This window comes from Paenibacillus medicaginis (assembly GCF_042138635.1).
Lineage (GTDB): Bacteria > Bacillota > Bacilli > Paenibacillales > Paenibacillaceae > Paenibacillus > Paenibacillus medicaginis.
Genome location: NZ_JBHIRY010000001.1, coordinates 74,402 through 86,619, shown reverse-complemented (window position 1 = coordinate 86,619; position 12,218 = coordinate 74,402). Strand labels below are relative to the sequence as shown.

Annotated in this window: 10 protein-coding genes; 7 read left to right on the top strand and 3 right to left on the bottom strand. The window is 50.1% G+C overall.

The features are described 5' to 3' along the window. Positions 1 to 14: 14 nt before the first annotated feature. Together ACE5LO_RS00445 and ACE5LO_RS00440 are read right to left on the bottom strand one after the other, a co-directional pair. Entirely contained in the window at positions 15 to 776 is a 762-nt protein-coding gene (locus ACE5LO_RS00445; protein WP_375518108.1) for an HAD family hydrolase, read from the bottom strand. Between the two features lie 42 nt (positions 777 to 818). Further along, complete coding sequence (locus ACE5LO_RS00440) at positions 819 to 1,736, bottom strand: ArsR family transcriptional regulator (RefSeq protein WP_375518107.1); 918 nt, start codon at positions 1,734 to 1,736, stop codon at positions 819 to 821. A gap of 218 nt (positions 1,737 to 1,954) precedes the next feature. On the opposite strand from ACE5LO_RS00440, the gene ACE5LO_RS00435 reads away from it, so the two are divergent. From ACE5LO_RS00435 to ACE5LO_RS00415, 5 genes are read left to right on the top strand one after another with little or no spacing between them, the layout of a single operon-like run. Beyond that, complete coding sequence (locus tag ACE5LO_RS00435; protein WP_375518106.1) at positions 1,955 to 2,680, top strand: phosphonate ABC transporter ATP-binding protein; 726 nt, start codon at positions 1,955 to 1,957, stop codon at positions 2,678 to 2,680. Between the two features lie 14 nt (positions 2,681 to 2,694). After that, positions 2,695 to 4,008, top strand: coding sequence for a hypothetical protein (locus tag ACE5LO_RS00430; protein ID WP_375518105.1), 1,314 nt, complete (start codon positions 2,695 to 2,697; stop codon positions 4,006 to 4,008). After that, positions 4,001 to 4,699 (top strand): response regulator transcription factor, encoded by a 699-nt coding sequence (locus ACE5LO_RS00425; RefSeq protein ID WP_375352843.1) that lies wholly within the window; start codon positions 4,001 to 4,003, stop codon positions 4,697 to 4,699. The genes ACE5LO_RS00430 and ACE5LO_RS00425 overlap by 8 nt, the downstream gene beginning before the upstream one ends. Next, entirely contained in the window at positions 4,696 to 6,138 is a 1,443-nt protein-coding gene (locus ACE5LO_RS00420; protein ID WP_375518104.1) for a sensor histidine kinase, read from the top strand. Before ACE5LO_RS00425 ends, ACE5LO_RS00420 begins: the two co-directional genes overlap by 4 nt. After that, on the top strand, positions 6,135 to 7,241 hold the full coding sequence (locus tag ACE5LO_RS00415) for a GNAT family N-acetyltransferase (RefSeq protein WP_375518103.1): 1,107 nt from the start codon (positions 6,135 to 6,137) through the stop codon (positions 7,239 to 7,241). Before ACE5LO_RS00420 ends, ACE5LO_RS00415 begins: the two co-directional genes overlap by 4 nt. A 49-nt stretch (positions 7,242 to 7,290) precedes the next feature. On the opposite strand, the gene ACE5LO_RS00410 is transcribed toward ACE5LO_RS00415, so the two are convergent. Continuing rightward, positions 7,291 to 8,511, bottom strand: a complete 1,221-nt coding sequence (locus ACE5LO_RS00410; protein ID WP_375518102.1) for a glucose-1-phosphate adenylyltransferase — start codon at positions 8,509 to 8,511, stop codon at positions 7,291 to 7,293. Between the two features lie 190 nt (positions 8,512 to 8,701). Here ACE5LO_RS00410 and glgB point away from each other — a divergent pair, with 190 nt between their 5' ends. Together glgB and glgA are read left to right on the top strand one after the other, a co-directional pair. Next, a complete protein-coding gene (glgB, locus tag ACE5LO_RS00405) occupies positions 8,702 to 10,654 on the top strand; it encodes a 1,4-alpha-glucan branching protein GlgB (protein ID WP_375518101.1) in 1,953 nt (650 codons plus the stop codon). Further along, the gene (gene glgA / locus ACE5LO_RS00400; protein ID WP_375518100.1) at positions 10,651 to 12,159 is read left to right on the top strand and encodes a glycogen synthase GlgA; all 1,509 of its coding nucleotides are present in this window, start codon (positions 10,651 to 10,653) and stop codon (positions 12,157 to 12,159) included. Before glgB ends, glgA begins: the two co-directional genes overlap by 4 nt. Positions 12,160 to 12,218: the final 59 nt, after the last annotated feature.

Genomic DNA, 12,218 nt, shown 5'->3' with positions numbered 1-12,218 from the left:
AGGACCCTAGCCGACTAGCCAAGGGTCCTTTTTTGCTGGTGGATTTGAATGCTTTCATGAATGACGCGGGGAACCTCCGTAAGGGTTCTGATCGTATACATCACAGAGGCAGGCTTCTGCTGCAGTTCCACCATGTTATACACCCATTCCTTTTCCTGCTGCAAATAGATCGCATGGATACCCGCTTCGAGCGCCGGTGATACGTCTGTACGCAGTGAATTGCCAATCATCCAGGTAACGCTGCGGTCAAACCGGTTTGTCCGCAAAATTTCCTCCAGTGCCTGCACATTTTTGTGCTGGCGGATGAAAATACGGTCCTCAAAGTATGTGGACAGCTTCATTTGGTCGATCTTCCGCTGCTGGATTGCGACTTCCCCGCCGGTGTACAGGTACAGGGTATGACCGGCCTTACGCAGAGATTCAAGGGTTTCCACCATGCCGGGATAAGGTTCCACCTCCTGATCATATACGCTTCTTCCCAGCAGCAGGAGCTGTTCCTCTTCCGTTTTAACGTATTCGCGCTGGTAAGCATTGCAGAAATAATGGTATGTTTCAACCAGTGAGCGGGGGAAATGCTCGCTGGCAAAGCCAAGCTTTTTCACGCCGGCGACATCAATTTCGATCTGCTTGTCGCGGATTTCCCCGGTCGTCAGAGCTTCATCCGCAAACCATTCCTGCAGGGTCTCAAAAAACTGGTCAAGAATCATATCAAAGTATTTGTTGCAGTATATTAGCGTATCATCCAAATCAAATATAATTTGCTGCCGTGTGATCATAAATTGTTGATTTCCTCCCTGACGTCCGGATATGCACGCTGGTCAAATCCGGACGTATGATTCCAAAAACATTTGCAGATCCGAAGTGCCCTCGGGGCGGATGCTGAATTTTTCCTTGCCGTAACGGCCGATGTGAATGCGCAGCAGCCCGGCTACCCGCAAAATCATCAAGTCAGACATCAGCTCTTCATCCGCTTGCTTTAAATCCCGGCGCATGTCGGACAACGATCGCGGCTCGCCGGCAAAATAACGGAGCAGCCGCAGACGCTGCGGATCCGCAACAGCCTGGGTCAGTCTCAGTAAAATGGTAGGAGGCGCATCCTCGTCTTCTTCGGGAATATCCACTGGATACTGGATGAGCAGCATCCGGCTATAAAAGCAGTACGTATTGATCGGCCGATTGTGTACGCTCGGGAAGAGCACGACCGTATCGAGATCCTGCAGCGGGGGAACTACCAATCCTGCCGTGGCGTATTCTACAAGCGCATCAGGATCCATTTTGCCAAGCAGCATTTTTTTCTCCTCGGCATCCTCAAAGGCGATAGCCCGCAGATCCCCTTCCTGCTGGCGGAAATACTCCTTGTCCCAGGCGCGGAGCAGAGGGACATAGATGCGGCGAATTCTGATGGACTCCTCCGGAGTCAGGAAAGGAAGATGATGGAATATCCGCTCATGCAGCGACCGGTCATCACTGCTCTCCAGATAGGCGAGAAAATCTGCGATTTCATCAAAGCCCGGCCTTGTAAAGGCCCATGCATACAGAACATCGTAATCATGAAAGGGCAGATCTTTGGCTGTGTCGATGGCTTGTTTTGCTTCAGAAGATAGTTTGTTATCAACTTGCTCAATCCATGCGGTTCCTACATCCAGATCCCGAACCCATTTTTTGGTGACGTATACCATAAAGCTTCCGAGAAGCTCATAAATCGGAGATGCGTCAATTTTGACCTCGTAGCTCATGCCACAAAATGCCTCCTGTCAGACAGCATGCTATTGCAACCTTGAAATAATTGCGTCAACATTCATTATCGCTTGTTTTGCCGGGCGTTGTCCACTATAATGTGAACTAGTCTGTCTAGAACGTTTGTTTGCATAGAAATTATTCTTTTATTACAATAAACTTAAGTAATTAAGAAGGTTTCAAAATACGTTGGTTCGGACAAGAAGGGGAATATCCGATGATCAGAATAAGGCAGCTGACCAAACATGTCGGAGCAGACAGAATTCCGGTGCTCCGCAATATAAGCGCAGATATCCAGCCGGGCGAATTTATTGCGCTTGTTGGACCGAGCGGTAGCGGCAAGAGCACATTGCTGCGCTGCCTGGCGCTGAAGGAATCATGGGACGGCGGCAGTTTCATGATAAACGGGGAAGACGTCCTGAAGAACGGAATTTCGGGGAAACTGAAGCAAAGACGGGAATGGGCTTTTCTGGAGCAGAATCCTTATGTGAATCTGAACCGGAGCGCACTTAAAAACGTATTGATCGGAAGAACGGGACAAACTCCTGTCTGGCGAATGATTACAGGCATGGTCCGTTCTGATGATTATATGGGAGCGATGGATACGCTTGAAGAGCTGGGCTTGCTGGATAAAGCTCATGCCAAATGCGAGAAACTAAGCGGAGGAGAACGGCAGCGGGTAGCTATAGCCCGTGCGCTGGTGCATGGCGCCAAGGTTATTCTGGCCGATGAGCCGGTAAACGGCTTGGATCCTGCTGCGGCGGACAAGGTGCTGGAAACGTTGCGGGAGCTGTGCAAACAGGAGCGGATCACCGTCATCAGCGTGCTTCCACTGGAGAGAGCCGAGCGTTTTGCATCCCGGATCTGGGGGCTGCAGGGAGGCGAGATCGTCTTCGACGTTCATGGACGGAGGTTAACTTACGGGGAGAAAAATATGCTTTGAACGGAAGTGGATGCATGTTAACAAGACTGCGCGCTCTGAGCTTCGCGGGGCTTCTGCTGGTTGCCGTGTTTCTGCTGGCCGGCTGCGGCATTGGCAACGAAACAGACCCGGTTTCCTTGATGAGGGAGCCGATGATGTCAGACGGAAACCAGAAGCTGCATAGTGTGATTACCTCACAGCTGGCCGGGAATCAAATTGTCAGTCCACGCGATCCGGAGGATACCAGCTCGATTCGAGTGGGGGATTTAAATAACGACGGAATACAGGAAGCCGTTTTATTCTACGAGACTCCAGAGGATGAAAATGTGCGCATTCACGGCATGCTGCTGGAGAATCAGGGCGGCACATGGGTGAAGAAGCTGACGTTTAACGGAGCGGGTCTTGTGCTGGAATCGTTCAAGCTCGTGGATGTGACGAATGATGGAACACTGGATATTGTGGCCGGTTTCTCGCGCGGGGAAGAGGATTCCGAGAACACCCTGATCGTATACTCCTATACCGGAGGCACATTGGAGGTCGTCTGGCAGATGCCGTATTCCCATTTTGTGGTGGACGATAGCAGGCAAAAACCGATGGATATGAATGGCGACAAGTTAACGGATATTACCATTATATCTTTTTTGCGCAACGAGTATTTTACGGTCACAACTTATCAGTATAATAACGGCTTCCGGGAAATCGGACGCCTTGATATGGAGAGCCAGATATCCGGTGTGTACAACGTGGCAGCTGGTCAGGTGGCGAAGAACACGACCGGCCTGATAATTGATACGATGATCACCCAGTCTGCTTCGGTGTCCAATATTATTATCATGAAGGATGGCCGAATGCAGCGGCTCGATCTTGTGGACCACACGTACAGGGATGCAGTTATTTTGAGTGAAGATGTGGACAACGACGGAGTTCTCGAATTCGGACTGCTTGAACGGCCGGTAGGCTGGGAGAATTCCGATCCGACCGAGGTGCCTTTCTTTGTCTCCTTTTACCAGTGGGACGGTGAGCAGGGCACGATTTTCAAGCTGCAGCAGTATCGGGACAACCAGAACCTCTTTATTCTGAATATCCCGAAGGATTTGCACGGCAAAGTGACGATTAACCGAAATTCGGATAAAAAACGTTATCTGCGCTTCGTAAGGATTGAAAATGATGAGGTGCTTGCGGAAATCAAGTTTTTCCCGCTCTCACAATGGGATAATGTCAGCAGCGGCTGGGAGGAACTGGTGCGTACAAGCGGCCAGGTGGTTGGCATCAAAGAGTCGGGAGCATTTAAACGCAAAATGGGAAATATGTTAAATACAGCGGTGGAAAGGGAGGAGAGCAGTGAGTAAAGTTTTGATTCTTGAGGATGAGGAATCCATTCGCAGTTTTATTGTTATTAACTTGAAGCGCAACGGATTTGAAGTATTGGAAGCAGGAGATGGGCATGAGGCTCTCCATTTGCTGAATTCGGTTCCGGATATTGATATCGCGCTGCTGGACGTGATGGTGCCTGGCATCGACGGCTTTGAAGTATGCCGCAGGGTCCGTGAAACCAATGAACGGCTCGGCATTATTTTTCTGACAGCGAAGGTTCAGGAGCAGGATAAGGTATATGCTCTGTCCGTAGGTGCAGACGACCATGTTAGTAAGCCGTTCAGCCCTACGGAGCTGATCGCCCGCATCCATTCGCTGTTAAGAAGGGTCAATGTGCACCGCGAGACGGCTGCCAAGGTGTCATTCCATTCCGGACCGTTTACACTCGATCTGATTTCCAAGCAGTTCAAAAAGAACGGTCAGGCGATCGAGCTGACACCGACCGAATTTTCGCTGATCCAGTTTTTTCTGGAAAAAGAAAACACACCGCTCAGCAGGGATGTATTGCTTGATCACGTCTGGGGCAAGGAATATATGGGGGATCCGAAAATTGTGGACGTGAACATACGGCGCCTTCGCCAGAAGATCGAGACTAATCCGTCAGAGCCCGCCTATTTGCAGACAGTATGGGGCCATGGATATAAATGGAAGGGTCAGGGTCAATGATTAAGAAAGGGATCCGCAGGCAGATTGTCCTGCATTACTTTTTTGTGGTATTTCTGGCTCTGCTGCTGGCGGAGATCATTTTCTTATTTGCGATCAGATCCTATTATTATGATACCATCTATCGGCACATCGAACTGCATGCCGATTACGTGGCCGATCTCTCTCAGCCTCTGCGCATGCCGGGACAATCGCTGAACGCGAATTTGATCAATAACTTCAAAATAGAAAGAACGCTTCTGGAAGTGCTTGATGAGCAGGGAAATGTCATTATCAATTCCACCGGCTTTGAATCAGACCGGAAAATCCAAACCAGTGACGTTGCCCAGGCCTTGGCCGGTGGCAATGGACGGTGGGTGGGCAAACAACCGGAAACCGGCCAGCAGGTGATGGCTATATCCAAAAAGCTGTCAGGCATCGGCGGGGATAATGTTTATATCCTTCGTTACGTAACCTCGCTTGATGTAGTAAACGATCGACTCTTTTATATTACGCTGCTGTCCATCGGTGTGGGAGCGGCGGTGTTGACAATCGTCCTCATTTTCAGCATCGGTCTGGCAAACTCCATTGTGAGGCCGCTTAATGAAATTACCGAAGTGTCGGCCCAGATGGCTGAAGGAAAATTTGATGTCCGTATCAGGGGCAACCACCCGCATGAGCTTGGCGAGCTTGCAGCCACCCTGAACTATATGGCCCAGGAGGTTGTGCATACGAACCAGGTGAAGGATGATTTTATTTCTTCCATTTCCCATGAGCTGCGCACCCCCTTGACCAGCATCAAGGGCTGGAGTGAGACGCTGAACTCGGGGGGCTATGATCCGGAGGAGACAAAAATCGGGATGCAAATTATTTCCAAGGAAACGGACCGGCTGATCGGGCTTGTGGAAGAAATTCTTGATTTCTCCAAACTGCAGAGTAATGAGATGAAGCTGGTGATGGGAACCGTCGATCTGCGGCAGCTGCTGCAGGAGATTATGCTGAATGTGTGGGCCAAAGCAGAGATGAAGAAGATCAAGCTCAATCTGGATGCCGAAGAGCAGCCCTATCTGGTTCATGGGGACGGCAACCGGCTCAAGCAGGTATTTCTCAATATTGTTGACAATGCGATCAAGTTCTCAAGTGAGAACTCCTATATTTTCATTAGCTTAAGAAAAGCGGACCAGCAAATAGCCGTGTCTGTTCAGGATACGGGAATTGGAATCAGTGAGGAGAATTTGCAAAAGGTACGGGATCGTTTCTTCCAGGTGGATCATCAGAATGGGGGAACAGGCTTGGGGCTTACCATTTCCCAGCAATTTGTCGAACGGCATGGGGGAGAAATGCTGATGGACAGTGTGCTTGGGCAAGGAACCACCGTTACGGTGAAGCTTCCCGCCCTGGAAGAAGCGGGCGTTCCGTCTGATGTTGTTGAAGCTGAAACGGAAGCGGGGGCTCATAAATGAATGATGCCAAAGTTATAGATACTGTATCTACCAGCCTGGGCTTATTAAAAATCACGGAAGCGGCCCTGCCGCAAACCGGCATCGTCATGGCTCTGCTGCAGGAAGCGGCGGGCTGGCTGTCAGAGCAGCAAATCAAACAATGGGACCGTTCCCTGTTTACCGAACAGCTTGTCGCCGAATATTTTGCGGATAGGAAGGTGTATGTCGCCTGCATCAACGACCAGCCTGCCGGCATGTTTACATTGCAGGATGAGGACCCTGCTTATTGGAAGGATCAGAATGACAGCAGCTTCGGCTATCTCCACCGGCTTACCGTCCGCCGACGCTACAGCGGGGCAGGCATCGGAGAACATTTGCTGCGTACGGCAGAAAACCTTGTGGAAAATAGGGGCAAGAGGGGGCTCCGGCTCGACTGCACCTCGGACAATCCAAAGCTGAACGCTGTGTATCAAAAACAAGGCTACCGTTTCATGGGCATCTCGGACATGGGCGGACGTTTTGTCACTCTTTATGAAAAGCAGCCGCAGCAGCATAGTGACAGGGATATCCGGTTCGTGTACATGCTGGACAAAGATCTGCCACTCATGCAGCAGTGGGCCAGTACACCCGAGTTTCAGTTGCAGTGGGCCGGCCCCTTATGGGACCATCCGTTGCAATTGGATGCACTGAGCCAGTATATGGAGAATGCAAATCATCCTGCCGTCGGCGGAAAACTCGTGTACAAAGTGCTGCATGCCTTGTCCGGGGACATCATTGGCACATTGTCCATCGCGCTGGACAGACGCAATCTGTCTGGCCGCATCGGCAAGGTCGTGATCGGGAACCCGGAATATAGAGGGAAAGGTTGCGGGGGCCGCATGATCCATGAAGCGCTTCGCATCGGCTTTGACGTGCTGAAGCTGCATCGTATGACCTTGGGCGTTTTTGATTTTAATGAATCGGCTATCCGTACGTATGAACGCGCAGGGTTTAAGCAGGAAGGCTTGATGAGGGAATGCGCCCGGATTGGCGATCAGTATTGGAGCCTTTTTGAAATGGGGATTCTGCGCAGCGAGTGGGAGGAGAGAAGAGTGTCCGATCCTGAGAAAATCTCCTTGTCATGAAAAAATGGGATGTACAAAGTTGCCAAACTTTGCACATCCCATTATCATATTAGGAAGAAAGGCCTTCTGCACGCAGACGAGCATTTTTCTCGTAGGCATCCTTCAGCAAACGAGCGGCCTGAGGGCGAACGGCAGGCTTGCCGAGAACCGTTTCATACGGACCGATGACTACAATTTCGTTGGTGGATCCCTTGATGACGGCGCCATCTTTGATGACGGCACCTTCCCCGATAATCGCCCGCTCAATGATTACATTGCGGCCGATTTTCGAGTTCGGCATAACGACGCTGTCTATAATGCGGGTGAATTTACCAACCTCCACACCACAGAATACAACAGACCCGTCCGCGGTTCCTTCCATACTGCAGCTATCGTGCACCAGGCAGTTGTTCAACAGCGGCAGTGTGTTGCTGCGCGCGCTGAGCTTCGACCGCCATTCACGGGTAAACATCGGCCAGTCCTGGCGGTTTAAATCAATTTCACATTCTGCCGTCAACAGGTCCATATGGGAATCCCACAGGCTTTGCACCGTGCCCACGTCCTTCCAGTAGCCCTGAAATTCATAGACACATACCGGCTCCCTATCGGTAATCATTTTGGGAATGATGTCCTTGCCAAAATCATGACTGGAGCTGTCGTCCGCTGCATCTGCGATTAAAAGCTGTTTAAGGTAGCTCCATTTGAACACATAAATGCCCATGGAAGCGAGGTTGCTTCCCGGCTGCTCCGGTTTCTCGTCAAAACGGGTGACATGCTTATGCTCATCTGTACTCAGAACGCCGAAGCGGCTAGCCTCCTCCCAAGGCACCTCCATCACGGAAATGGTGGCTGCTGCTTTTTTCGTTTTATGAGCTTCCAGCATTTCACGATAATCCATATAATAAATATGATCGCCAGAAAGAATGAGTACATGCTCCGGATTTTGCTGATCGATATACTCCAGATTTTTGTAAATGGCATCAGCTGTTCCTAAATATTCGGAAATGCCTGTATTATATGAAGGAAGCAGCGTAATCCCTTTATCCGTCGTACTGTTTAATCCCCATGGTTCACCTTCGCCGATATGCTGGTGAAGCGACTCTGCTTCGTACTGAGTCAAGACACCGACCGTATCGATTCCAGAGTTTACGCAATTGCTGAGAGGAAAATCGATAATCCGGTAACTGCCGCCGAATGGAACGGCGGGTTTGGCTATGATCGAAGTCAGCGGTGCCAAGCGGCGTCCTTCTCCGCCAGCGAGCAACATGGCAATGCATTCTTTATTGTACATCTCGATTCCCTCCCGAATTTTGTCAATGTAGTACATACATAAACGAAAACAGACACTCTTGAAACGATCCAGGGCTGTGAATGAATGGAAATCATGCAAATAATATAAGCAGCCGCAAAATTCCTTTTCAAACTGGGAACAATGGGGTAATAAGTTAAGTAAAGTTTAACTATGTAAAGCAGGTGATCATTTGAAAGAGCAAGCTCAACCCATCCATAATTCGGCCGTTGCACGGGCAACCGGGGCGGTTTTGAGCCAGGACATTTATCTATTCCATGAAGGAACCCATTATAACGCCTATCGTTTCATGGGCTCGCACATCACGGAAGAAAACGGCGAAAAAGGTGTCCGTTTCACTGTATGGGCACCGAATGCACTGCATGTAGGGCTTGCGGCGGACATGAATCATTGGAGCGGCCAAACCCATTCCTTATATAAGATACCCGAATCAGGATTGTGGAGCCGCTTTTTTGCGGGGATCACGGAAGGAACTTTTTACAAATATGACATTACAGGTCCTGATGGCAAGCGATTCCTTAAAGCTGATCCCTTTGCAGTCCGGGCTGAGCTGAGACCCGCTACGGCTTCCGTCGTAGGCAGCCTGAACGGGTATAAATGGTCGGACTCGGCATGGCGCCGCAAAAAGCGGGAGCCATACAACAGGCCGATAAACATCTACGAAATTCACCTGGGCACATGGCGGCAGAAAGAAGACGGAAGCTTCTATACATACAGGGAAATCGCAGATTTGCTGGTACCTTATATTCAGGAAATGGGGTATACACATATTGAAATTATGCCCCTAAGCGAACATCCTTATGATCTTTCCTGGGGATATCAACTGACAGGTTATTTTGCGCTAACAAGCAGATACGGATGCCCGCAGGATTTCATGTATTTTGTAGATCAATGCCATCAAGCCGGAATTGGCGTCATTCTGGACTGGGTTCCGGCTCATTTTGCCAAGGATGCGCATGGACTTCGTTTGTTCGATGGATCACCTCTTTTCGAGTATGCCGATCCTCTAACGGCCGAGAAGCCGGGATGGGGGACGCTTACCTTTGACTTCGGCAAACCGGAAGTCCGCTCTTTCCTGATTTCCAACGCGCTTTTCTGGATGGATGTGTATCACATTGATGGTCTGCGGGTCGATGCGGTGACAAGTATGCTGCGATTGGACTTTGAAAAGGAAGAGGGCAGCTTCAACCGCAACGCCAAGGGGGGGATCGAGAATGAGGAAGCGATTTCTTTATTGCAGCAACTGAACGAGACGATATTCAACGACTATCCCTATGCTCTGATGATGGCCGAGGAATCGAGTGCCTGGCCGGGAATTACCCGGATGACGAATGAAGGGGGACTGGGATTTAACTATAAATGGAATATGGGCTGGATGAACGACACGCTCAAGTACATGGAGACAGACTTTTCCGAACGGCCCCGGCAGCATAATCTGCTGACATTTCCTATATATTATGCATACTCCGAAAATTTTACGCTCCCTTTATCGCATGATGAGGTTGTACATGGCAAAAAATCTTTACTGGATAAAATGCCAGGCAGCTATGAGCAGAAATTTGCCGGATTAAGAGCGCTGCTCGGCTATCAAATGACATCACCGGGCAAAAAGCTGCTTTTTATGGGCGGGGAATTTGGCCAGTTTATAGAGTGGAGGGATGAGGAGGCGCTGGACTGGTTTCTGCTCGATTATGACAGCCACCGCAAGCTGCACAGGTATACCGCTGCCCTGAATCATTTGTACCTGCAGGAAAAAGCGCTCTGGGAGCAGGATCATACGTGGGAGGGTTATCAATGGATCAGCCCGGAGGATGATGCACAGAGTGTCATCAGCTTTGTGCGCAAGGGCAGAAAAGGAAATGGCTTGATCGTTCTGCTCAATTTTCAGCCGGTGCAGCGGATGAATTACCGGATTGGAGTGGAACGACCGGGCAGCTATACGGAAATTTTTAATAGTGATCAGGAAGAATTCGGGGGAAGCGGCTTGGTCCATACGGAAGTGCTGCGCACGGTCAAGATGCCCTGGCATGGACAGAAGCAAAGCCTCGAATTGACACTTCCGCCGCTTGGCATGGTTATACTGAAAAAAACAGCTGCCAAACCGAGAAGGAGGAAACCGCAATGAATATTTTATTTGCCGCCGCTGAAGTACATCCTTTTATCAAAACCGGAGGACTGGCTGACGTCCTGGGAGCTCTGCCGAAGGCACTCGTGAGGGCAGGCAACGATGTCCGCGTCATTTTGCCCAAATATGCCGGCATTCCGGAGCAGTACAAGAAAAGCATGAAGTCTGTCGGTGTGAAACATGTGCAGATAGGCTGGCGGAATCAATATTGCGGTATCGAGCAGCTGACGCTGGACGGAATCAAGTTCTATTTTGTGGACAATGAATACTATTTTTCCAGGGAAGGCATTTATGGATATATGGATGATGGCGAGCGTTTTTCCTTCCTGAACAGGGCCGTATTGGATGTGCTGCCAGAGCTGGGCTTCAAGCCGGATATTCTGCACTGTCATGACTGGCATACGGCGATGATTCCTTTGCTGCTGCGTGACCAGTACAGCCACCACAAATTTTATCACGGGATCAAAACGGTGTTCACCATACATAATCTGCTGTACCAAGGGGATTTCCCTTATGAAGTTCTAACAGATCTGCTCGACCTGGACAGCAGCCACTTTCATGTCGATGGTGTGGAGCATTACGGCAGGGTGAACTTTATGAAGGCAGGCCTCGTATATTCCGATCATGTGACGACAGTTAGCCCGACCTATGCCACGGAGATTCAGACGGAGTATTACGGATACGGTCTGGACGGTTTGCTGCGCAAATTGGGGGATGAAGGGCGCCTGAGCGGTATTGTGAACGGGATAGATGTAAAAAGCTATAATCCGTCGATCGATCCGCATATTTATGTCAAGTATCGCAGCAGTTCGGGCAAGAAACGGGACAATAAAATCGGGCTGCAGCAGGAGCTCGGTCTGCCCGTACGCCCGAATGTTCCGCTGATCGCAATGGTAACCCGGCTGGTCAGCATGAAGGGGTTGGATCTGGTCACCCGGGTGTTGGATGAGATGATGTATTACGACGATTTCCAGTTCGTCGTTCTCGGTACCGGAGATCCATCTTATGAGCGCTGGTTCAACGAAGCAGCCGGGCGTTATCCGCTGAAAATGTCCGCCCAGATCCGTTTCAGCGAGGAGCTTTCCCGCAAAATCTATGCGGCCAGCGATATGTATCTGATGCCATCACGTTTTGAACCGTGCGGCATCAGCCAGTTGCTGGCGCTTCGTTACGGAAGCATCCCGATCGTCCGCGAAACAGGCGGTTTGAAGGATACAGTTCATGCTTATAACGAGCTTACAGGGGAAGGGAACGGTTTCAGCTTTGAGCATTACAATGCGCATGATATGATGCATACGATTCGCAGGGCCATGTCCTTTTTTCGTCAGCCGGAGCATTGGCAGCAGATCATGCAGTCCGCATTCAAGGGAGACTACAGCTGGAATGTATCGGCAGAAGCTTATATGGAGATTTACTACAGCCTCAAAGGTTACCCGGCCAAGAGCGACTTTGTGGCAGCGGTCGACAAGCCGGATGATGGTGATGAGGACTTGGGGAAATGGTAACATTTCCATAAAGAAAAGGTTACAAAGTTGTGATAATATGCATAAGGTAGTAACCTGAG